The organism is Agromyces sp. S2-1-8 (assembly GCF_021129215.1).
GTDB classification, from domain to species: domain Bacteria; phylum Actinomycetota; class Actinomycetes; order Actinomycetales; family Microbacteriaceae; genus Agromyces; species Agromyces chromiiresistens.
Map to the genome: position 1 here is coordinate 60,128 of NZ_JAJOLP010000001.1, position 21,961 is coordinate 82,088.

The following is a 21,961-nucleotide window of genomic DNA, read 5'->3' on the forward strand; positions in this document are numbered from 1 at the left end:
CACGCCGCCCCGCCACGCCCCCCACCACCGCACCGAACCCGAGATCGGAACCCCATGCCCCGCACCATCGTCGAGCGCGAACTCACGACACCCGTCGCCCTCTGCGGGCCCGACGGCCGGCTGAACCGCGATGCCGTCGGCTGGACCCGCACCCCGCTGCACGACACGTCGGGCATCGACGGCCGCCGTGTCTGGGGCCGCAACAAGCGGTGGGAGTACTGGGCCGTCACGACGCCGACCCACATCATCGCCCTCACCGTCTCGTCGATCGACTACGCCGCGGTGCACGCCGTCCTCGTGCACGACCGACGCGACGGGTCGACCGTCGACCGCGCGGCGATCGCACCGCTCGGCTCGAGCGCGACGCTGCCCGCATCGCTCGGCGGCGGGCCGGCGCGAGCGCGCACGAAGGCGATCGAGATCGACATCGAGGAGCGCGCCGACGGCTCGGGAACGCTGCTGCGCGGCTCGGCCCAGGGCGTGCGCTTCGAGATCGACGCGCACCGGCCGACTGGGCACGAGTGCCTCGGCGTGGTCGTGCCGTGGTCCGACCGCCGGTTCCAGTACACGGTGAAGGATGTCGCGCGACCCGCGACCGGCTGGCTCGAGCTCGGCGGCGAGGGCGATCGGCCCGTCGACCGCATCGCCCTGCCCGAGGGCGAGAGCTGGGCGGTGCTCGACCACGGCCGCGGCCGCTGGCCGTACCGCATGGTCTGGAACTGGGGCGCCGCGTCCGGCGAGGTCGACGGCCGCACGATCGGCCTGCAGCTCGGCGGCAAGTGGACCGACGGCACCGGCTCGGCCGAGAACGCCGTCGTCGTCGACGGCCGTCTGCACAAGATCAGCGAGGAGCTCGACTGGGACTACGACATCCACGACTGGCTCGCGCCGTGGCACATCCGCGGCGAGCACGCCGACCTGTGGTTCGAGCCGTTCTGGGACCGGGTGAGCGCGACCGAGCTCGTCGTGTTCGGCTCGCACGGGCACCAGTGCTTCGGTCACTACTCGGGCTGGGTCGATGCGGGCGGCGAGCGCATCGCCGTCGACGGGCTGCTCGGCTGGGCCGAGGACGTACGGAACCGCTGGTGAGCGAACGCGATCCGAAGGCCGTCGGCGGCCGCCGCTCAGCTGGGCCGACCCTGAAGGATGTCGCGGCCATCGCCGGCGTCTCGTACCGCACGGTCTCCAACGTCATCAACGGCGGCGCCCCCGTGAGCGACTCGACGAAGCGACGGGTCGAGGCCGCGATCGCCGAGGTAGGCTACCGCCCGCAGCTCGCGGCGCGCCAGCTGCGGATGGGCCGCAGCAACCTGCTCACCCTCTCGGTGCCGTTCCTCTCGCTGCCGTACTTCGCGCAGCTCGCGCACGCCGTCGTGGGCGCGGCCGAGCGGGTCGGCTACGACGTCGTCGTCGACGAGACGCACGGCGATCCCGAGCGCGAGCTGCGGGCGGCGCGCGGCTTCGGCACGATGCTCACCGACGGCATCGTGCTGAGTCCGATGTCGCTGAGCGACGCGCAGCTCGAGGCCGCGCGCGGCAGCACTCCGCTCGTCGTCCTCGGCGAGCGCATCCGCGGCGCCCGCGTCGACCGGGTCGTCGTCGACAGCGTGGTCTCGTCGCGCGATGCCACCTCACACCTGATCGTGTCGGGTCGCCGTGCGCTCGGCTTCCTCGGCACGGTTCCGGATGCCTCGTCAGGAGCCGCCGCGGCCGACCTGCGGCTCGAGGGGTTCCGAGAGGCGCTTCGCACGGCCGAGCTCGAAGCCGACCCGCGGCACGTGCTCGAGGTCTCGCCGTGGGACCCGGCCTCGCCCGACGGCGACTACTCGCGGGAGGAGGGCTACGCGCGCGTGCGGGCGCTGCTCGCGGAGCCCGAGGGGCTCGCCGGCCTCGACGGGCTCGTCTGCGCGAACGACCTGCTCGCGATCGGCGCACTGCGTGCGTTCCGCGAGGCGGAGGTCGACGTGCCGGGGCAGGTCGCCGTCGTCGGCTGGGACGACTCCCCAGAGTCGGCGTACGCCGCCCCGGCCCTGACGAGCATCGCGCCCGACCTCGCCGAGATCGCCCGCCTCGCAGTCGCCTCGGTGCTGCGCCTCGTCGACGACCCGCACGCGCCGCCCCGCGTCGAGCAGGCGCCGTACCGGCTCGTCGTGCGCGAGTCGGCGCCGTAGCCGCAGCCGGTGAAGAGCACCGACGCGCAGCTCGTCGTCGTCACGGTGCGCGAACTGCTGCCCCGGCGCGCCGCGGCGCGCCCTGCCCTCACCCGGCGGTCGAGGCCCGCACCACGAGTTCGGGCTGGAACACCACCTGCTCGGGCGTGAAGTCGTCGTCGGCGTCGGCCTCGCGCAGCAGCAGGTCGACGGCGGTGTGCCCGATGAGGGCGGCGGGCTGCCGGATCGACGAGAGCGGCACGACCGCGGCGGCCGCGAAGTCGATGTCGTCGTAGCCGATGAGCGCGATGTCGCCGGGCACCTTCGCGTCGCCGCGCATCACGAGGGCCTGCAGCACGCCCATCGCGAGCAGGTCGTTCGCGGCGAACACGGCGTCGGGCCGCTCGGCCGCGGGGCGCGCGCGCAGCACCTCGCCCGCGGCACGCCCCTGCAGCACGGTGAGGTTCTCGGTGGGCACGACCTCGAGCGAGGCATCCGGCACCTCGGCGACGGCTCGCCGGGCGCCCTCGAGGCGGTCGGCGACCTGGCGGATGCTCTCGGGTCCGCCGACGAACGCGATGCGCCGCCGGCCGAGCCCGAGCAGGTGCTCGGCGGCGAGCCGGCCACCGGCGATGTCGTCGACCGCGACCGACGAGAAGCTGCGGTCGTGGGCCTGCCGGTCGACGAGCACGACCGGGGTGCCGCGGTCGCGGAGACGCTGCAGCCTCGGCAGGTCGTCGGCGAGCGGCGAGATGAGCACGCCGTGCACGCGCTGCTCCTCGAAGAGGTCGACGTAGACGCGTTCGCGTTCGATGTCCTCGTCGCTCGTGCCGAGCAGCACCGTTAGTCCGGCGTCGGCGGCGCGGGTCTCGGCGCCGCGGGCGACCTCCGTGAAGAACGGGTTGCGCACGTCGAGCACGACGAAGCCGATCGACCGGCTGCGTCCGGCTCGCAGCTGGCGGGCGGCGTCGTTGCGCACGAAGCCGAGCTCCTCGATCGCGGCGAGCACCCGCTCGACGGTCGCGGGGGCCACCTTGTCGGGGCGGTTGAGCACGTTCGAGACGGTGCCGACCGAGACCGACGCGGCGGCCGCGACGTCGCGAACACTGACTGCCATGGCCGTTCCTCCTCGTTTCGCACCGGCCCCGTCGGGTCGCTCGGCGTTGAACCGATTCGATCATGACATCGAATCCGGACCGTGAGCGGCGCGCGATATTGATTCGTTTCAATATCGTGACTTGACCACTCGTGCGACCTGACCTTACAGTAACCATGCATCGATTTTGAATCGATTCATAGCAGATTCACTGCAGAGCGATCCCCCCGCTCCCACCTCGACGAGGAGGCCCCCGTGTCGGACACCCCGCGCATGACGGCGGACACCCCGCCCGCCCCCGCGGCGACCCCGCCCATGCTCGAACTCGAGAACGTCGCGAAGTCGTTCGGCGCCGTCGTCGCGCTGCGCTCCGGAAGCCTGCGGCTCGAGCGCGGCTCGATCCACGCGCTCATCGGCGAGAACGGCGCCGGCAAGTCGACGCTCGTGAAGATCGTCGCCGGGCTCTACCGCCGCGACGCCGGCGACTTCCGCCTCAACGGCGAGTCGGTCGACTTCGGCTCGACCGCCCAGTCGAAGGCCGCGGGCATCGCGGTCATCTACCAGGAGCCGACGCTCTTCCCCGACCTCACGGTCACCGAGAACGTCTTCATGGGCCGCCAGCCCGTCGGCCGGTTCGGCCGCATCGACCGCAAGGCCATGCGCGCCGAGGTCGAGCAGCTGTTCGCCCGGCTCGGCGTCGGCATCGACCCCGACCGGCCGGCCGAGGGCCTCTCGATCGCCGACCAGCAGGTCATCGAGATCGCGAAGGCGGTCTCGCTCGACGCGCGCGTGCTCATCATGGACGAGCCGACCGCCGCGCTCTCGGGCGTCGAGGTCGACCGACTCTTCCAGATCGCCCGCAGCCTGCGCGACGAGGGCCGCGCGCTCCTCTTCATCTCGCACCGCTTCGACGAGGTGTTCGCGCTCTGCGACACCGTCACGGTCATGCGCGACGGCGCCTACATCGCGACGACGCCCATCGGCGAGACCACGGTCGACGGGCTGGTCCGCCAGATGGTCGGCCGCGACGTGACCGACCTCTTCCCCAAGCTCCCGGCCGAGATCCGCGAGCCGCTGCTCGAGGTCGAGGGGCTGTCGAGCCCGTTGTTCCACGACATCTCGTTCACGGTCCGCGCGGGCGAGATCGTCGGCCTCGCCGGCCTCGTCGGCGCCGGCCGCAGCGAGGTGGCGCGCGCGGTCTTCGGCGTCGACGCCTACGACGAGGGCACGGTGCGGCTGGGCGGGCGGGCGATTCCGAAGAACCGGCCGGATGCCGCGATGCGGGCCGGTCTCGCACTCGTTCCCGAAGACCGCCGCAAGCAGGGGCTCGTGCTCGAGTCATCCGTCGCCCGCAACGTCACGCTCGCCATCCGCGAGACGATCGCGAAGGCCGGCCTCATCACCTCCGGCATGGAGAACCGTGCCGCGAAGGAGTGGGCGAGCCGGCTCGAGGTCAAGACGAACGCGCTGTCGACCGTGGCCGGCACGCTCTCGGGCGGCAACCAGCAGAAGGTCGTGCTCGGCAAGTGGCTCGCGACCGAGCCGAGGGTGCTCATCATCGACGAACCGACCCGCGGCATCGACATCGGCACGAAGTCCGAGGTGCACCGGCTGCTCTCCGAGCTCGCGGGCCGCGGCATGGGCATCCTCATGATCTCGTCCGAGCTGCCCGAGGTGCTCGGCATGGCCGACCGCGTGCTCGTCATGCGCGAGGGCCGCATCACCGCCGAGATCGACCGCGACGACGCGACGAGCGAGAACGTCATGTTCGCCGCGACCCACGCCCAGGGAGCCCACCAGTGACCGCCACCATCGAGAAGACCGCCGTCACGAAGCGGTTGCACGCCATCGGCGCCGTGCGCGAGTTCGGCATCCTGCTCGCCCTCGCGCTCGTCGTCCTCGCGGCGACGGTCGCGAATCCCAACTTCCTGTTCAGCGCCGACGGCTGGCGCGACCTGCTGCTGACCCCGTCGATCCTCGTGCTCGTCGCGATCGGCCAGGCGATCGTCATCATCACCCGCAACGTCGACCTCTCGGTCGGCTCGATCCTCGGCCTCTCCGCCTACCTCACGGGCCGGCTCTTCATCGACCTCCAGGGCATCCCGATCGTCGCGGTCTTCGTGATCGCGGTCGTGTTCGGGGGCCTCCTCGGCCTCGTCAACGGCGCGCTCGTCGCGTTCGCGAAGGTGCCCGCCATGGTCATCACGCTGGGCACGCTCTACGCCTACCGCGGCATCAACGTGCTGTGGACGGGCAGCGACCGCATCAACGCGTCGGACCTGCCGAAGGACTTCCTCGCGCTCGGCACCGGGCAGATCCTCTGGATCCCGATCCTCACGATCATCGCCGTCGTCGTGCTCGCCGTCACCGGCTGGATCATGAAGAACACCCGCGGCGGCCGCGAGTTCTACGCGATCGGCTCCGACCCCGCCGCGGCCGAGCTCTACGGCCTGCGCGTGACCCGCCGCCTGCTCATCGCGTTCGTCGTCTCGGGCGCCCTCGCCGGTCTCGCCGGCGTGCTCTACGCCGCCCGCTACGGCACGATCAACTCGCAGGCGGGTTCGGGCTGGGAGCTCGACGCGGTCGGCGCGGCCGTCATCGGCGGCGTCGCCATCACGGGCGGCGTCGGCTCGGTGTGGGGCGCCGCGATCGGCGCCTGGCTGCTGCTCACCATCAACCGGGCCCTGCCGATCCTCGGCATCCCCGACTTCTGGCAGCGCGCCGTCGTCGGCGCGCTCATCATCGGCGCCATCGTGCTCGACCGCGTGCTCGCCGTTCGACAGAGACGCAAGCTCCTCGAGGCGAGGGAGGACGACCGATGACCGCCACGACCACCGCGGCCGCCGCGATCGCGCGCAGCTACCGCGACTACGACCGTCCCCTCTGGCAGCGCGTGCTGCTCACCCGCGAGATGGCGATCATCGCGCTCGTCGTCCTCGTCTCGGTCGTCGCCGCGGCCACCGTGCGCGGATTCGGGCAGCCGATCACCGTCACCTACCTGCTGCTCGACGTGATGCCGATCCTGCTCATCGCACTGCCGATGACGCTCGTCATGATCACGGGCGAGATCGACCTCTCGGTCGCGAGCATCGTCGGCCTCTCGAGCGTGCTCACCGGTGTGCTCACCGCGGGCGGACTGCCGTTCGAGGTCGCCGCCGTCGTCGCGCTCGTGGCCGGCGCGGTGTGCGGCGCGGTCAACGGCTTCCTCGTGACCGTCGTCGGCCTGCCGTCGCTCGCGGTCACGATCGGCACGCTCGCCCTCTTCCGCGGACTCGCCGTGGGCCTGCTCGGCACGACCGCGATCACCGACTTCCCCGACTTCTGGACCGACCTCGCGAAGGCGCGCGTCGGCGGCAGCAACGTTCCGGTCGTGCTGTTCGTGTTCCTCGTGCTGCTCGTCGTGTTCATCGTGCTGCTGCACTTCACGCCGTTCGGCCGCGGCATCTACGCGATCGGCCTGTCGAAGGCGGCGGCCCGGTTCTCGGGCGTGCACGTCGAGCGCACGAAGTTCGTGCTGTTCGTGCTCGCCGGCACGATCTCGGCGCTCGCGGGCGTCTTCTACACGCTGCGCTTCGGCAGCGCCCGCGGCGACAACGCGACGGGCCTCGAACTGCAGGTCATCGCCGCCGTCGTGCTCGGCGGGGTCTCGGTCTTCGGCGGTCGCGGCGCCATCCACGGCGTCATCGCCGGCGTGCTGCTCATCGGCGTGCTCTCGAGTGCGCTGCGGCTCGCCAACGTCACGAGCGACGTCATCAACATCATCACCGGAGCGCTGCTCGTGCTCTCGGTGGTGGCCACCAGCTTCCTGGCCTGGCTGCGCAAGCGCCGGAAGGCACCAGGGGGAACACCGCGCATCGAGGCCTCCACAGCAGGGTGACCGGGCCGCGCGAACCGTCGAGGCGATCACTCGTCGACCTCATCCGATGAAGGGAAGAACAACGATGTTTCAGAAGAAGACCCGCGCCGGTGCGCTGACCGCGGTCGTCGCGGCCGCCGCACTGGTGCTCACCGGCTGCGCCGTCGACAGCGGCACCGACGGCGGCGGCTCGACCGACGGCGGCGATTCCGCGAACCTCGCGATCACGTTCCTGCCGAAGAACCTCGGCAACCCGTACTTCGACACCTCGTCGGCGGGCGCCAAGGAGGCCATCACCGAGTTCGACGGCACGTTCGCCGAGGTCGGCCCCGCCGAGGCGACGCCCGACGCGCAGGTGAGCTACATCAACACGCTCACCCAGCAGGGCGTCGGCGCGATCGCCGTGTCGGCGAACGACCCCGAGGCCATCTGCGACGCGCTGAACGAGGCCCGCGACGCCGGCATCAAGGTCGTCACCTTCGACTCCGACACGAACGCCGAGTGCCGCGACCTGTTCATCAACCAGGCCACCGCCGAGGGCATCGCCAAGGTGCAGGTCGACGAGATCACCGAGCAGATCGGCGACGAGGGCGAGATCGCGATCCTGTCGGCGTCGGCGAACGCGACGAACCAGAACGCGTGGATCGAGCTCATGAAGGAGGAGCTCGCCGCGAACCACCCGAACGTGAAGCTCGTCGACACCGTCTACGGCGACGACGACGACCAGACCTCGTTCGACAAGACCGCGGCACTGCTGCAGACGCACCCGAACCTCAAGGGCATCATCTCGCCCACGACGGTCGGCATCGCCGCGGCGGCCCGTTACCTCTCCACCTCGGAGTACAAGGGCAAGGTCGCGCTGACCGGCCTCGGCACCCCGAACCAGATGCGCGAGTACGTCGAGGACGGCACCGTCACCTCGTTCGCGCTGTGGAACCCGGCCGACCTCGGCTACCTCGCCGCGTACGCGTCGAAGGCGCTCATCGAGGGCGAGATCACGGGTGAAGAGGGCGACTCGTTCGAGGCCGGCAAGCTCGGCGACTACGAGGTCGGCGCCGACGGCGTCGTGCTGCTCGGCGACCCCTACGTGTTCGACGCCGAGAACATCGGCGACTTCGACTTCTGAGCCGTCGGAACACCGTTGAACGAGGGTGCGGGCCGTACCGGTCGGCACGGCCCGCACCCTCCCCGGCACAGACCGGACCAGATCGAAGAGAGGAGCGCTCGACATGGCTTCCGAATCGCGCCCCGAGCGCATCTGCTTCCAGCTGCAGGTCGACCCCGCACGCCTCGACGAGTACCGCGAGCGGCACGCCGCGGTCGACCCCGAGATGCTCCGCGCCATCGAGGCCTCGGGCCGGCGCAACTACTCGCTGTACCTGCGCGACGACGGCCTGCTCATCGGCACCTACGAGACCGATGACGACGAGGCATCCCAGGCGGCCCTCGCGGCCGACCCGCGCACCGCCGCATGGGAGGCGGAGATGGCTCCCTTCTTCGTCGCCCTCGACGGCACCCGCCCCGACCAGGGCGCCCCCCGACTCCCCGAGGTGTTCCACCTCGAAGACCAGCTCGCACGGCTCGACGCCGATACCGGCGCCGACCCCGCGAGCCCGACGACCCGCTGACGCGGCATCCGACCGCCCTTCTCACGAAAGCAGGACCACAGTGAGCATCCTCACCGACGACATCACGGGGCAGCTCGCCGCGCAGGCCATCGAGCTGCCGAGCTGGGCCTTCGGCAACTCCGGCACGCGCTTCAAGGTGTTCACGACGCCCGGCACGCCGCGCGACCCGTTCGAGAAGATCGCGGATGCCGCGCAGGTGCACCGCTACACGGCGCTCGCACCGACCGTGGCGCTGCACATCCCGTGGGACCGCGTCGACGACTACGAGGCGCTGAAGCGGCACGCCGAAGACCACGGCGTCGAACTCGGCACGATCAACTCGAACACCTTCCAGGACGACGACTACAAGTTCGGCGCCCTCACCCATGAAGACCCGGCGGTGCGCCGAAAGGCGATCGACCACCACTTCGAGTGCATCGACATCATGCACGCGACCGGCAGCCGCGACCTCAAGATCTGGCTCGCCGAGGGCTCGAACTACCCGGGCCAGGCCGACCTGCGCGGCCGGCAGGACCGCCTGCACGAGTCGCTGCAGGAGATCTACGCCCGGCTCGGCGACCAGCAGCGCCTCGTGCTCGAGTACAAGTTCTTCGAGCCGGCGTTCTACCACACCGATGTCCCCGACTGGGGCACGAGCTACGCGCAGGTCGCCGCGCTCGGCGAGCAGGCCATGGTCTGCCTCGACACCGGCCACCACGCCCCCGGCACGAACATCGAGTTCATCGTCATGCAGCTGCTGCGCCTCGGCAAGCTCGGGTCGTTCGACTTCAACTCGCGCTTCTACGCCGACGACGACCTCATCGTGGGCGCCGCCGACCCGTTCCAGCTGTTCCGCATCATCTTCGAGGTGATCCGCGGCGGCGGCTTCAACCACCCCGACGTCGCGTTCATGCTCGACCAGTGCCACAACGTCGAAGACAAGGTGCCGGGCCAGATCCGCTCGGTGCTCAACGTGCAGGAGATGACGGCGCGCGCCCTGCTCGTCGACGCCGAGGCGCTGCGCGCTGCGCAGGTCTCGGGCGACGTGCTCGAGGCCAACCGCGTCTTCATGGACGCCTTCTACACCGACGTGCGTCCCGCCCTCGCCGAGTGGCGCGAGTCGCGGGGCCTGCCCGCCGACCCCATGCGGGCGTTCGCCGAGTCGGGCTACCTGCAGCAGATCGCGGCCGACCGCGTCGGCGGCGTGCAGGCCGGCTGGGGCGCGTAGGCCCGCCACGAGGCATCCGGGATGCCTCGGCAGGCCCACGAACCGACGGCGTCGCGGCCCGCCCGACCACCGAACCCCACAGATCTCGAAGGAACCACCATGACGAACCCCGCAGCCGCCGAGCTCATCGCGCGGTCGAACCGACTCGGGGCCGACCCGAAGAACACGAACTACGCCGGCGGCAACACGTCGGCGAAGGGCACCGAGACCGACCCGGTCACCGGCGAGCCCGTCGAGCTGCTGTGGGTCAAGGGCTCGGGCGGCGACCTCGGCACGCTCACCGAGCAGGGCCTCGCGGTGCTGCGCCTCGATCGGCTGCAGGCGTTGCAGGGCGTCTACCCGGGCGTCGACCGCGAGGACGAGATGGTCGCCGCGTTCGACTACTGCCTGCACGGCAAGGGCGGTGCCGCCCCCTCGATCGACACCGCGATGCACGGCCTCGTCGACGCGGCGCACGTCGACCACCTGCACCCCGACTCGGGAATCGCGATCGCGACCGCGGCCGACGGCGAGGAGCTGACCGCGACGGTCTTCGGCGACAAGGTCGTGTGGGTGCCGTGGCGACGCCCCGGGTTCCAGCTCGGCCTCGACATCGCCGCGATCAAGGCCGCGAATCCGCAGGCGGTCGGCTGCATCCTCGGCGGGCACGGCATCACGGCGTGGGGCGACACCTCCGACGAGGCCGAGGCGAACTCGCTCTGGATCATCGACACCGCCGCGGCCTACCTCGCCGAGCACGGCGACCCGCAGCCGTTCGGCGGCGTGCGCCCCGGCTTCGAGGCGCTGCCCGAGGTCGAGCGACGCGAGCGGGCGGCCGCCCTCGCGCCCACGATCCGCGGCATCGCGTCGCACGACAAGCCGATGGTGGGCCACTTCACCGATGCCGACGTCGTGCTCGACTTCCTCGCGTCGGAGAAGGCGCCCGCCCTCGCGGCGCTCGGCACGAGCTGCCCCGACCACTTCCTGCGCACGAAGGTCAAGCCGCTGCTGCTCGACCTGCCCGCGACCGCGGCGGCCGACGAGCAGATCGCCCGCCTGCACGAGCTGCACGCCGAGTACCGCGCCGACTACCAGGCGTACTACGACGCCCATGCGACGGCCGACTCCCCCGCGATCCGCGGCGCCGACCCGCTCATCGTGCTGGTGCCCGGCGTCGGCATGTTCTCGTACGGGGCGAACAAGCAGACCGCCCGCGTGGCCGGCGAGTTCTACGTCAACGCGATCAACGTGATGCGCGGGGCCGAGTCGGTGTCGACCTACTCCCCCATCTCCGACGCCGAGAAGTTCCGCATCGAGTACTGGGCGCTCGAGGAGGCCAAGCTCCAGCGGATGCCGAAGCCCAAGACCCACCAGGGCCGCATCGCGTTCGTCACGGGCGCTGCGTCGGGCATCGGCAAGGCCATCGCCACCCGGCTCGCGGCCGAAGGCGCGTGCGTCGTCGTCGCCGACCTCGACCCCGAGAAGGCGCAGGCCGCCGCCGCGGAGCTCGGCACGGCCGACGTCGCGATCGGCGTCGCGGCGAACGTCGCCGACGCCGCCGCCGTGCAGGCCGCGCTCGACGAGGCGGTGCTCGCGTTCGGCGGCGTCGACCTCGTCGTGAACAACGCCGGCCTCTCGCTCTCCAAGCCGCTCCTCGAGACCACCGAGGCCGACTGGAACCTGCAGCACGACGTCATGGCCAAGGGCTCGTTCCTGGTCTCGAAGGCCGCGGCGCGCGTGCTCATCGACCAGAAGCTCGGCGGCGACGTCATCTACATCTCCTCGAAGAACTCCGTCTTCGCCGGCCCCAACAACATCGCCTACTCGGCGACGAAGGCCGACCAGGCCCACCAGGTGCGCCTGCTCGCGGTCGAGCTCGGCGAGCACGGCGTGCGCGTCAACGGCATCAACCCCGACGGCGTCGTGCGCGGTTCCGGCATCTTCGCCTCGGGCTGGGGCGCGAACCGCGCCGCGACCTACGGGGTCGAGGAGGAGGACCTCGGCCAGTTCTACGCGAACCGCACCATCCTCAAGCGCGAGGTCGTGCCCGAGAACGTCGCCGACGCCGTCTACGTGCTCACGGGCCCCGAGCTGAGTCGCACCACCGGGCTCCACATCCCCGTCGACTCCGGCGTCGCCGCCGCGTTCCTGCGATGACCGGCGGAGCACGGCGATGACGACCCCGGGCTCGGTCGCCGCGGTCGACCTGGGCGCGACGAGCGGCCGGGTCGTGGTCGGCCACGTCGACCAGTCGGCCGGGCGGCTCGACCTCGAGCAGGTCGCCCGCTTCCCGAACGGCCCCGTGCGCCTCGCCTCGGGCCTGCACTGGGATGTCACGGGGCTCTACCGCGACCTGACGCACGGCCTCGCCGAGGCGTTCCGCCTCGAGCCCGGCATCTCGTCGATCGGCGTCGACTCGTGGGCGGTCGACTACGGCCTGCTGCGCGGCGACCGGATGCTCGGCGAGCCGTTCCACTACCGCGACGAACGCAACGAGCGGGCCGTCGCCGCCGTGCACGCGGCGGTGCCGCCCGCGGAGCTCTACCGGCGCAACGGCCTGCAGTTCCTGCCGTTCAACACCCTCTACCAGCTCACCGCCGAACGCGAGTCCGGATGCCTCGGGCTCGCCGACACGCTCCTGCTGGTCCCCGATCTCATCGGCTTCCAGCTCACCGGCGCGAAGGTCGCCGAGCGCACGAACGCCTCGACCACGGGGCTCGTCGGACTCGCGACCGCCGAATGGGACACCGAGCTCCTCGAGCGGCTCGGGCTCGAGGCATCCCTGCTGCCCCCGCTCGTGCCGCCGGGCACGGTCGTCGGGCCGCTGCGCCCGGCCGTCGCCGCCGAGCTCGGAGCGCCCGACGGGCTCGACGTCGTCGCGGTCGGTTCGCACGACACGGCCTCGGCCGTGGTCGCCGTGCCGATGCGGGCCGAATCGGCCGCGTACATCTCGTGCGGCACCTGGGGGCTCGTCGGCGTCGAGCTCGAGGCACCGGTCACGAGCGAAGCGGCCCGGGCCGCGAACTTCACGAACGAGGGCGGCGTCGACGGGCGGGTGCGGTTCCTGCACAACGTCATGGGCCTGTGGCTGCTCAGCGAGTCGGTGCGCTGGTGGGAGCGCGACGGCTCGCGCATCGTGCTCCCGGAGCTCCTGGATGCCGCGGCCGCCGTCGATCGCCCGGTGACGCTGTTCGACGCGAACGACCCCCGCTTCCTGGCGCCCGGCGACCTGCCCGGTCGCATCGCCCGGTGGTGCGCCGAGTACGGCGTCGCCGCCCCGCGGACCCGTGCCGAGTTCGCCCGGTCGATCATCGAGAGCCTCGCCCAGGCCTTCGCCGACGCGGTGCGCGAGGCGTCGATCCTGTCGGGCGTCGACGTGTCGACGATCCACGTCGTCGGCGGCGGCGCGCTCAACGAGCTGCTCTGCCGGCGGACCGCCGACCGTGCCGGCATTCCCGTGCTCGCCGGTCCGGTCGAGGCGACCGCGATCGGCAACGTGCTCGTGCAGGCGCGGGCCCAGGGGTTCGCCTCCGGCGACCTCGAGTCGCTGCGCGCGCTCGTCGCGCGCGCGTTCGAGCCCGTGCGGTACGAGCCGCGGGCGAGCCGGCACGGCGGCTGAGTTCGCGCGCTCCCCGGGCCGGCGCCGCCGCGCAACCCCTCAGGCCCCGCCGAACGCCGCCCTGACCTCGTCGTGAGGCAGCGCGTAGGAGACGTGCCCCTCGCGCCCGACGGTGTCGCGGGCGGCGACGAGCGCGTTGAGCACGGCCTCCTCGGTCGCCTCGACGACGGCCTCGTAGAACGGGTCGATGCTGCCCCACGCGACGTGCTCGAGCTGCTCGACCCGGACCTCGCCGTGGCCCATGCGCGACGCGAGCGCCCCCTCGTTCGCGGTCGAGAACGCGAGGAAGATGTCGCCCGAGAAGTGGCTGCCGGTCGTGCCCGTCCGGGCGAGTCCGAGCGGCACCCGGCGCGCGAGCGCACGGCACTGGTCGGGCAGCATCGGCGCGTCGGTCGCGACGACGACGATCACGCTGCCGGCGCCGGCCACGGCGCGAGCGGGCACGGACGCGCCGGCCGTGCCGGTGTCGCGCTCGAACCAGTCGGTCGACTCCAGCGGGTTCGGGGCCTTGGAGTCGCGGCCGAGCGGCCGGCCGGCGACCCGCAGCTCCCTGCGCGAGCCGAAGTTCGCCTGCAGCAGCACGCCGACGGTCCAGCTGCGCCCGCCCGACCGCACGATGCGCGATGCGGTGCCGGTGCCGCCCTTGAAGCCGTAGCAGTTCATGCCGGTGCCGCCGCCGACGCTCCCCTCCTCGATCGGGCCCGTGGCCGAGGCATCCAGCGCCTCGATCGCATGCCCGGGGGTCACCGTGTCGGCGTTGATCGAGTTCAGGTAGCCGTCCCAGGTCTCGCCGACGACGGGCAGCATCCACTGCGCGGCGGTGACGGGGTCGTGCTCGGCCAGCCACCGGTCGATGCCCCGGTGCACGGCGCCGACGGCGTGCGAGTTGGTGATCGCGACCGGCGTCTGGAACTGACCGGCCTCCTCGATCCAGCTGCGGCCGGTCAGCTCGCCGTTGCCGTTGAGCACGGCGACGCCGGCGGCGCACGGAACCCCGGGTGCGCCCTTGCCGCGCGGCAGTATCGCGGTCACCCCGGTGCGCGCGACGACCGGGTCGTCGGCGACGATCGTCGCGTACCCGACCTCGAGGCCGGGCACGTCGGTGATCGCGTTCCAGCGCCCCGGCTCGCCGTCGAACGGGATGCCGAGGTCGCGGGCGCGGGGCGCGGAGGGCAGGTCGGTCACAGCGGATCCTTCGGTGTCTCGTCGTGGTCGGCGGCAGCCGCATCGGCGTCGCGGTCGGCATCGCCGGCTCCGCCGGCGGCATCCCCGCCGAGGTCGCAGTCGAGCGCGAGCTCCGCGTACCGCACCGTGCACTCGAGGTAGCGGCCCCGCTCCCAGTTGTCGGGGTTCAGCAGGTAGAGGTCGTAGGCGTCCTCGAGGGCGACGAGGTTCGACGCGATCATGTCGGCGGGCATCCGCGGGCGGAACGCGCCGAGCGCGACCCCGACCTCGATGTTCGTGCGGTAGAGCGCGACCTGGCGCTCGAGCAGCACCGCCATGTGCAGCCGGTACTGCGGGTGGTCGCGCAGGGTGGCGGACGCCTCGTACGTGATGCGCAGGTCGTCGCTGATGACCTCGGGGATGCCGGCCTCGATGGTCGCGCGCAGTCGCTCGACCGGATCGGTGATGCCGTCCACGAGCGCGTGACGGCGCTCGATGAACTCGTCGATCGCCCCGCGCACGGCGGTCTCGACGAGGTGGTCGAAGCTGTCGAAGTGGTAGAGCACGCTCCCCGAGCTCACCTCGGCCCGCTCGGCCACCGACCGCACGCTCGCACCGGCGATGCCGCGCTCGCTGATGACCTGGCTCGCCGCGCGGAGCAGGTCCCGCTTGCGCTGCTGCACCTTCTCTGCCGCCACTACCGGACCTCCGCGTTCTCCGGTTCGACGGTGCGCTCCGGTGCTACGACGGTAACCGACCGGGTGAGGGCGGCATAGCGCTCGGGCGAGCGGCGCTTCATGACGAGGCCGACCACGATGCCGATGACGAAGACGGCCGGCACGCACCCGATGAGCGCCCAGTTCACGACGGGGTCGGTGAAGCCCGAGACGAGGTCGAAGTTGGTGATGATCACGACGAACGCGACGAGCAGGCCGACGGCGCCGAGCACGGGCGCCACGAGCACCCGCCACACCCCGTGGCCGCGGCGGTCCTTCCAGAAGAAGCCGATCACCGAGACGGCGGCGACGCCTTGGGCGAAGATGAGGCCCGCGACGCCGATGGCGTAGGTCCACAGGCCGAGCCCGAGGAAGGGATCGGCGCCCGAGAGGGCGCCCACGAGCACCGCGATGAGGCAGATCGCCGTGAGCGTGATGCTCGCGACGTGCGGCGACTGCATGCGCGGGTGGGTGCGGGCGAGCGGGGTGGGCAGGAGGCGCTCGCGCCCGAGCGAGAACAGGTACCTCGAGCAGGCGTTGTGGAAGGCGAGCGTGCATGCGAAGAAGCTCGTGACGATCAGCACCTCGAGCACGACGCCGGCCCACGCGCCGAGCGCGTTCTCGCCGGCGATGAACTGCATCTCCTCGAAGTTCTCGGAGTTCGCGAGCGCGATGACGCCGTCGGCGCCGAAGGCGACCGTGAGCGCCCAGAACGTGAACGCGTAGAAGATGCCGAGGAACGCGATCGCGATGTACGTCGCCCGCGGCACGGTGCGGTCGGGGTCCTTCGCCTCCTCCGCGTAGATGACGGTGCCCTCGAAGCCGAGGAACGCGCCGAATCCGAAGACGAACAGCGCGCTCGCGCCGGCCGCGAAGAACACGTTCTGGGGGTCGAACGAGGCCGCCGTCGCCTCGCCGATCGTGCCGCCGTTCTGCACGATGATCGCGACCGCGATGACGAGCAGGATCGCGATCTCGGCGCTCAGCAGCACGGCGAGCACCTTGGCGCCGACGTCGATGCGGCGGTAGCCGAGGTAGCCGATCACGAGCACCGAGACGACCGACCAGACGCCCCACGGCAGGTCGAACCCGAAGAGGTTCGCGAAGGTGAGGTTCGCGTAGAAGCCGAGCAGTGCGTAGAAGCAGATGCAGAGGAACGCGTAGGCGACGATCGTCGTGAAGGCGACGCCGATGCCCACGGGCTTGCCGAGGCCGGCGGCCGCGTACGCGTAGAACGCGCCCGTGTTGCGCACGAACCGCGACATCGCGGTGAACCCGATCGCGAACAGGATCAGCACGACGCCGCTCGCGAGCATCGCGCCGGGCGCGCCGACACCGCCGACGAGGAACGCCAGCGGCGCCGAGCTGACCGCGACGGTGAGCGGCGCGGCGGCCGACACGACGAAGAAGACGATGTCGAAGGTGCCGAGCCTGCCCTTGGCGAGGCCGGCGTTCTCGGATGTCTCGGTGGGTGCGTTCGTCATCGGGGGACCTTCCATGGCACGACGTTGTGGTGTGAAGACTGAACAACCGTATCGTTTTAGGTTCCGCTGTCAAGCGATGATTGCATTTGATGCCCCGCATGAAGCTATACGATCGTGCAAAACACCTGGCATCAATTGAACTGATCTGGTGGAGCGAAGACATGTATTGGCGCGATCGACACGGCTGCGCTTGACTCGTCACGCGGTCAGCCCCATCGGTGCAACGGAGCATCGGTCGGCCCGCGATCCCCCAGGCCATGAGACGGACAGAGGAGTCCTCGATGAGCGCACAGCTTGAGACCTCGAACCTCAGGACCCAGCACTTCCGCAAGACGCTGGGCCGCGCCGACATCGTGCTGATGTCGATCAGCGCGATCATCGCGATCGACACGATCGCCCTGATCGCGGGCGCCGGTGCCGAGGCGTTCACCTGGACGCTCGTGATCGGCATCACGTTCCTGTTCCCGTACGCGCTCGTGATCGCCGAGCTCGGCAGCGCGTTCCACGAGGAGGGCGGCCCGTTCGTCTGGGTGCGCCTCGCCTTCGGCAAGCTCACCGCGGCCGTGGCGACGATGTTCTACTGGATCACCAACCCGCTCTGGATGGGCGGCTCGCTCGTCTTCATCTCGGCCGCGACGTGGGACGCCTACATCTCGCCGCTGCCGCCGGGCAGCGTCGGCGACTACGTGTTCAAGATCGCGTTCATCTGGCTCGCGATCGCCACCGCGGTGATCGGGCTCCAGTACGGCAAGCACATCCTCGCCGCCGGCGCGATCGTCAAGGTGGGCCTGCTCGCGATCTTCGTCATCACGGTCGTGCTCTACGGCCTGCGCTACGGCATCAACGGCTTCGCCGCCGGCGACTTCTCGCCGACGACGGCGGGCTTCCTCGCGGTAACGCCCGTCATCCTCTTCGCCGTCGTGGGCTTCGAGGCCCCCAACGGCGCGGCCGAGGAGATGCGCAACCCGCAGCGCGACGTCCCGCGGGCGATCGCGGCCTCGGGCACCATCTCGATGCTCTGCTACCTCGTGCCGATCTTCGCGCTGCTCGCGGTCGTGCCGGCCGACAGGATCGAGGGCGCCGGCGGCTTCCTCGAGGCGCTCCGCGAGGTGTTCAAGGTCTACGGCGGCGCCTCGGAGCCCATCATGATGGTCGCCGGCCTCCTGTTCGTGTTCATCGCGTTCACGCAGGCCAGCGCCTGGATGATCGCCTCCGACCGGGTGCAGGCGGCGGCCGGTGGCGACGGCGCCTTCTTCCGCTACTTCGGCAAGTTCTCCGAGCGCCTCGGCACCCCGGTGCGCATGAACCTGCTGAGCGGCATCGTCGCCACCGTCTTCTGCCTCGCGGCGACCGTGCTGCTCGAGGGCAGCGCCGCGACGATCTTCACGATCGTGCTCATCGTCGCGATCTCGACGCTGCTGCTCTCGTATCTCGTCATCTTCCCGACGATCATCGTGCTGCGGCGCAAGTACGCCGACGTCGAGCGCCCCTTCCGGGTGCCCGGGGGCAAGGCCGGCCTGTGGGTGTCGTTCGCCCTCATCTACGCATGGGTGCTGCTGGGTTCGTGGGTCGCCGTCTTCCCGGGTACGCTCGAACCCCTGTTCGGACTCGAGTACGACTTCATCGACGTCTGGGGCGTCGACCAGCTGGTCTTCGAGACCTTCACGATCGGCACCCTCGTCGTCATCGCACTGCTCGCGGTCGTCGGCTACTTCTGGCAGCGCAGCCGCGACCGAGCGACCGACCTCGACGTGATCGACGAACTCGACGTCCTCGAGGGGACCGCCTCATGAACCCGACCGCACTCATCCACGCAGAGACGGAGAGCCCAGTGACCGACCTCGCCACCCCGACCATCCGGCGGGTGCACCCGCTCGATCCGCTCGGCGCCGACGAGATCGTCGCCGCGCGCGACCTGCTCGTCGCCGAGGGCCGGCTCCGTGACACGGTCCGCGTCGCCTACCTCTCGCTCAAGGAACCCGCGAAGCGCGCCGTCGCGGCCGGGCTCGAGCCCGGTGGTACCGTCCCGCACCGCGAGGCCCGCGCCATCCTGCTCGACACCGCGACGGGCGAGACCACCGACCTCGTGCTCGACCTCACCGCCGGCGCGATCACGGCCTCGGTCGCGGTCGACCCGGCCGTCGCCGGCCAGGCGCCGGTGCTGCTCGAGGAGTTCGACGCGATCGAGGAGATCCTGGCCGCCGACGAGGGCTGGATCGCCGCCCTCGCCTCACGCGGGCTCACCCCCGACCGGGTGCGGGTCGCTCCCCTCTCGGCGGGCATCTTCGACTACCCCGGCGAGGAGGGCAAGCGCCTGCTGCGAGGGCTCGCATTCGTCGAGCGCGAGCCGGGCGACTACGCCTGGGGCCACCCGGTCGACCAGCTCGTCGCCTTCGTCGACATGATCGAGCGCCGCGTCGTGCGCATCATCGACGACGGGCCGGCCGAGATCCCGCTCGACAACGGCAACTTCGAGGACCCCGAGCTCACGGGACCGCTGCGCACCGACCTCAAGCCGCTCGTCATCAGTCAGCCCGAGGGGCCGAGCTTCTCGCTCGACGGCAACGTGCTGAGCTGGCAGAAGTGGGACCTGCACGTCGGCTTCGACGCGCGCGAGGGCCTCGTGCTCAGCCGCATCGGCTTCGACGACCGCGGTCGCCGGCGCTCGATCATCGACCGCGCCTCGATCGCCGAGATGGTCGTGCCCTACGGCGACCCGGCGCCCTACCGCTCGTGGCAGAACTACTTCGACACTGGCGAGTACCTCGTCGGCCGCGACGCGAACTCGCTCGAGCTCGGCTGCGACTGCCTCGGCGAGATCACGTACCTGACGCCGGTCGTCGCCGACGACTTCGGCAACCCGCGCGAGATCCCGCAGGCGATCTGCATCCACGAGGAGGACTTCGGCCTGCTGTGGAAGCACACCGACGGCTGGGCCGGGCACAAGTCGACGAGGCGCCAGCGCCGGCTCGTCGTGAGCTTCTTCACCACCGTCGGCAACTACGACTACGGCTTCTACTGGTACTTCTACCTCGACGGCACCATCGAGTTCGAGGCCAAGGCGACGGGCATCGTCTTCACCGCGCGGTATCCCGGCAAGGGCTACCCCTACGCGTCGGAGATCGCGCCCGGGCTGGCCGCGCCGTACCACCAGCACCTGTTCTGCGCCCGGCTCGACATGGCCGTCGACGGCGACGCCAACGCCGTGCACGAGCTCGACCTGCAGCGCGTGCCGAAGGGCGAGGGCAACCCGCACGGCAACGCCTTCACCCGCTCGCGGCGCGTGCTCGCGAGCGAGTCGGAGGGGCGGCGCAGGGCCGACGGCTCGGTCGGCCGGGTCTGGGAGATCGTCAACACCGAGAAGACGAACGTCGTCGGCGAGCCCGTCGCGTACACGCTCTTCCCCGAGGGGCAGCCGACGCTCGCCGCGGCCGACGACTCGTCGATCAGCCGCCGCGCGGCGTTCGCGACCGAGCACCTGTGGGTCACGCGCTTCGCCGAGGACGAGCGCTACCCCGCGGGCGACTTCGTGAACCAGAGCATCGGCTCGCCGGGCCTGCCCGAGTACGTCGCGGCCGACCGCGACCTCGACGGGCACGACCTGGTCGTCTGGCACAGCTTCGGCCTGACCCACTACCCGCGGGTCGAGGACTGGCCGATCATGCCGGTCGACTACACGGGCTTCACGCTGAAGCCGACGGGCTTCTTCGACCAGAACCCGGCGCTCGACGTGCCGCCGTCGCAGCCGGCCACGGGCCACTGCGGCGCCGACGGCGACGCCTGTCACTGCTGACGGCTGACGGCTGACGGCCGACGGCCGACGGCTGACGGCTGCGATCGGCGGGTCGGCGGGGTGTGCACTCCCCTGCCGGCCGCCGCGCCGTCGCGTGAAAACAGGAGAATCCGACACGCACCCCTGGCATACGGGCCTACCCGCCGAAATATCCTGCTCAAGGCCACGGATGCTGTCGCCCCAGCCGAGCCCGGCCGCCCCATGAACGGGCCTGCCTGTCGAAATATCCTGCACAAGGCCCGGATGCCGCCACGCGCGCCCGGCGGCGGGCACGCGTGCACCCGTCACCCGCCCGGCCCCTAACCCCGCGGCGCCCCGAACAGCTCGCGCGCGAGGGTCGCGACGACCCGCGCCCGCGCCGTCGGCCGCACTCCGGCGACGCGCACGAGGCACACGTCGAGCGGCGCCACGTCGTCGGCGATCGCCACGGCCCGGAGTTCGCCGCCGTCGTAGGTCTGGGGCGATCGCGGCACCTGGTTGAGGATCGAGTAGCCCTGTCCGCGCGCCACGAGCGAACGCACGGTCTCGTAGCTGCGCGAGCTGTAGCGGATCTGCGGCTCGACACCCGCCGCGGCGAGCATGCCGAGGAAGTACTCGCGCGAGTGCGGCATGTCGAGCAGTACGAGGTCCTGCCCGGCGAGCGCCGAGAGCTCGATGCGCTCGCTCGCCGCGAGCGGGTGGTCGGCCGGCAGGATCACGTGGGGCGGCGCCGAGAAGAGGTGGTCGAACGACAGGTCGTGGAGCTGCCCGAAGTCGTAGGCGATGGCCGCCTCGACCGAGCCGTTGAGCAGCATCGCGACGGTGCCGTCGGCGTCGGCCTCGAAGACCTCGATGCGCAGGCGGGGGTGCTCCGCCTCGACGCGCGAGATGAGCGTCGGCAGCACGAACGGCGCGAGCGTCACGAAGCACGCGAGCCGCAGGGTGCCGCGCACGTCGTGGTGATGGCCGCGCACGGCGTCGGCCATCTCGTCGACCTGGGCGAGCAGCGAGTGCGCGTCGCGCAGCAGCTGCTCGCCGGCTTCGGTGAGCGCGAGGCCCTTGCTGCGCTGCCGCACGAACAACTGCACGCCGAGGGTGCGTTCGAGCTGCGCGATCGCGGTCGAGACGGCCGACTGGGCGACATGCAGGTCGACGGATGCCTCGGTCATCGACCGCTTGGTCGCGGCCGCGACGAAGTACCGCAGCTGCACCAGGGTCAGGTCCGATCGGCCGAGTCGTGCCATGCGACGAGTGTATCAATCGATCTGATGCACTGCCTCAGCATTGTCT

17 protein-coding genes are annotated in these 21,961 nt (G+C 71.2%); 12 read left to right on the top strand and 5 right to left on the bottom strand.

Annotation, left to right across the window (positions count from 1 at the left end):
* The first annotated feature begins 54 nt into the window (after positions 1-54).
* Entirely contained in the window at positions 55-1,089 is a 1,035-nt protein-coding gene (locus tag LR269_RS00270) for a DUF2804 domain-containing protein (protein ID WP_231428717.1), read from the top strand.
* Complete coding sequence (locus LR269_RS00275) at positions 1,086-2,171, top strand: LacI family DNA-binding transcriptional regulator (RefSeq protein WP_231428718.1); 1,086 nt, start codon at positions 1,086-1,088, stop codon at positions 2,169-2,171. The genes LR269_RS00270 and LR269_RS00275 overlap by 4 nt, the downstream gene beginning before the upstream one ends.
* 88 nt (positions 2,172-2,259) lie before the next feature.
* Here LR269_RS00275 and LR269_RS00280 read toward each other — a convergent pair whose 3' ends face one another.
* Positions 2,260-3,267, bottom strand: coding sequence for a LacI family DNA-binding transcriptional regulator (locus LR269_RS00280; RefSeq protein WP_231428719.1), 1,008 nt, complete (start codon positions 3,265-3,267; stop codon positions 2,260-2,262).
* 252 nt (positions 3,268-3,519) lie between these two features.
* On the opposite strand from LR269_RS00280, the gene LR269_RS00285 reads away from it, so the two are divergent.
* The 8 genes from LR269_RS00285 to LR269_RS00320 all read left to right on the top strand — a co-directional run bounded on the left by LR269_RS00285 (position 3,520) and on the right by LR269_RS00320 (position 13,535).
* On the top strand, positions 3,520-5,049 hold the full coding sequence (locus LR269_RS00285) for a sugar ABC transporter ATP-binding protein (RefSeq protein ID WP_231432183.1): 1,530 nt from the start codon (positions 3,520-3,522) through the stop codon (positions 5,047-5,049).
* Positions 5,046-6,068, top strand: coding sequence for an ABC transporter permease (locus LR269_RS00290; protein WP_231428720.1), 1,023 nt, complete (start codon positions 5,046-5,048; stop codon positions 6,066-6,068). The genes LR269_RS00285 and LR269_RS00290 overlap by 4 nt, the downstream gene beginning before the upstream one ends.
* Positions 6,065-7,123 (top strand): ABC transporter permease, encoded by a 1,059-nt coding sequence (locus tag LR269_RS00295; protein WP_231428721.1) that lies wholly within the window; start codon positions 6,065-6,067, stop codon positions 7,121-7,123. The genes LR269_RS00290 and LR269_RS00295 overlap by 4 nt, the downstream gene beginning before the upstream one ends.
* A 64-nt stretch (positions 7,124-7,187) precedes the next feature.
* Positions 7,188-8,228, top strand: coding sequence for a rhamnose ABC transporter substrate-binding protein (rhaS, locus tag LR269_RS00300; RefSeq protein WP_231428722.1), 1,041 nt, complete (start codon positions 7,188-7,190; stop codon positions 8,226-8,228).
* A 103-nt stretch (positions 8,229-8,331) separates the two neighbouring features.
* Positions 8,332-8,730: an L-rhamnose mutarotase gene (locus LR269_RS00305; RefSeq protein ID WP_231428723.1), complete on the top strand. Its 399-nt coding sequence runs from the start codon at positions 8,332-8,334 to the stop codon at positions 8,728-8,730.
* Between the two features lie 40 nt (positions 8,731-8,770).
* Entirely contained in the window at positions 8,771-9,937 is a 1,167-nt protein-coding gene (rhaI, locus tag LR269_RS00310; protein ID WP_231428724.1) for an L-rhamnose isomerase, read from the top strand.
* Positions 9,938-10,036: 99 nt separating this feature from the next.
* Complete coding sequence (locus tag LR269_RS00315) at positions 10,037-12,073, top strand: bifunctional aldolase/short-chain dehydrogenase (RefSeq protein ID WP_231428725.1); 2,037 nt, start codon at positions 10,037-10,039, stop codon at positions 12,071-12,073.
* A 16-nt stretch (positions 12,074-12,089) separates the two neighbouring features.
* On the top strand, positions 12,090-13,535 hold the full coding sequence (locus LR269_RS00320) for a rhamnulokinase family protein (RefSeq protein WP_231428726.1): 1,446 nt from the start codon (positions 12,090-12,092) through the stop codon (positions 13,533-13,535).
* 39 nt (positions 13,536-13,574) lie between these two features.
* Here the strand turns inward: LR269_RS00320 and LR269_RS00325 are convergent, their stop codons facing one another.
* The 3 genes from LR269_RS00325 to LR269_RS00335 are packed head-to-tail and all read right to left on the bottom strand — an operon-like array spanning position 13,575 to position 16,899.
* Positions 13,575-14,720, bottom strand: a complete 1,146-nt coding sequence (locus tag LR269_RS00325) for a P1 family peptidase (RefSeq protein ID WP_231428727.1) — start codon at positions 14,718-14,720, stop codon at positions 13,575-13,577.
* Complete coding sequence (locus LR269_RS00330; RefSeq protein WP_231428728.1) at positions 14,717-15,397, bottom strand: TetR/AcrR family transcriptional regulator; 681 nt, start codon at positions 15,395-15,397, stop codon at positions 14,717-14,719. The genes LR269_RS00325 and LR269_RS00330 overlap by 4 nt, the downstream gene beginning before the upstream one ends.
* Positions 15,397-16,899 (bottom strand): APC family permease, encoded by a 1,503-nt coding sequence (locus LR269_RS00335; protein ID WP_231428729.1) that lies wholly within the window; start codon positions 16,897-16,899, stop codon positions 15,397-15,399. Before LR269_RS00335 ends, LR269_RS00330 begins: the two co-directional genes overlap by 1 nt.
* A gap of 281 nt (positions 16,900-17,180) precedes the next feature.
* Here LR269_RS00335 and LR269_RS00340 point away from each other — a divergent pair, with 281 nt between their 5' ends.
* On the top strand, positions 17,181-18,692 hold the full coding sequence (locus LR269_RS00340) for an APC family permease (RefSeq protein WP_231428730.1): 1,512 nt from the start codon (positions 17,181-17,183) through the stop codon (positions 18,690-18,692).
* Positions 18,689-20,692: a primary-amine oxidase gene (locus tag LR269_RS00345; protein WP_374201053.1), complete on the top strand. Its 2,004-nt coding sequence runs from the start codon at positions 18,689-18,691 to the stop codon at positions 20,690-20,692. The genes LR269_RS00340 and LR269_RS00345 overlap by 4 nt, the downstream gene beginning before the upstream one ends.
* Positions 20,693-20,991: 299 nt before the next feature.
* Here LR269_RS00345 and LR269_RS00350 read toward each other — a convergent pair whose 3' ends face one another.
* Complete coding sequence (locus tag LR269_RS00350; protein ID WP_231428732.1) at positions 20,992-21,915, bottom strand: LysR substrate-binding domain-containing protein; 924 nt, start codon at positions 21,913-21,915, stop codon at positions 20,992-20,994.
* Between the last annotated feature and the right edge of the window lie 46 nt (positions 21,916-21,961).

What these genes read in the sequence shown, in the direction of transcription:
- LR269_RS00270 (WP_231428717.1), top strand. Translation starts at nt 55, where the DNA reads ATGCCCCGCACCATCGTCGAGCGCGAACTCACGACACCCGTCGCCCTC.
- LR269_RS00280 (WP_231428719.1), bottom strand. Translation starts at nt 3,267, where the DNA reads ATGGCAGTCAGTGTTCGCGACGTCGCGGCCGCCGCGTCGGTCTCGGTC.
- LR269_RS00285 (WP_231432183.1), top strand. Translation starts at nt 3,520, where the DNA reads ATGACGGCGGACACCCCGCCCGCCCCCGCGGCGACCCCGCCCATGCTC.
- LR269_RS00295 (WP_231428721.1), top strand. Translation starts at nt 6,065, where the DNA reads ATGACCGCCACGACCACCGCGGCCGCCGCGATCGCGCGCAGCTACCGC.
- rhaS (WP_231428722.1), top strand. Translation starts at nt 7,188, where the DNA reads ATGTTTCAGAAGAAGACCCGCGCCGGTGCGCTGACCGCGGTCGTCGCG.
- LR269_RS00305 (WP_231428723.1), top strand. Translation starts at nt 8,332, where the DNA reads ATGGCTTCCGAATCGCGCCCCGAGCGCATCTGCTTCCAGCTGCAGGTC.
- LR269_RS00315 (WP_231428725.1), top strand. Translation starts at nt 10,037, where the DNA reads ATGACGAACCCCGCAGCCGCCGAGCTCATCGCGCGGTCGAACCGACTC.
- LR269_RS00320 (WP_231428726.1), top strand. Translation starts at nt 12,090, where the DNA reads ATGACGACCCCGGGCTCGGTCGCCGCGGTCGACCTGGGCGCGACGAGC.
- LR269_RS00335 (WP_231428729.1), bottom strand. Translation starts at nt 16,899, where the DNA reads ATGACGAACGCACCCACCGAGACATCCGAGAACGCCGGCCTCGCCAAG.
- LR269_RS00340 (WP_231428730.1), top strand. Translation starts at nt 17,181, where the DNA reads ATGAGCGCACAGCTTGAGACCTCGAACCTCAGGACCCAGCACTTCCGC.
- LR269_RS00345 (WP_374201053.1), top strand. Translation starts at nt 18,689, where the DNA reads ATGAACCCGACCGCACTCATCCACGCAGAGACGGAGAGCCCAGTGACC.
- LR269_RS00350 (WP_231428732.1), bottom strand. Translation starts at nt 21,915, where the DNA reads ATGGCACGACTCGGCCGATCGGACCTGACCCTGGTGCAGCTGCGGTAC.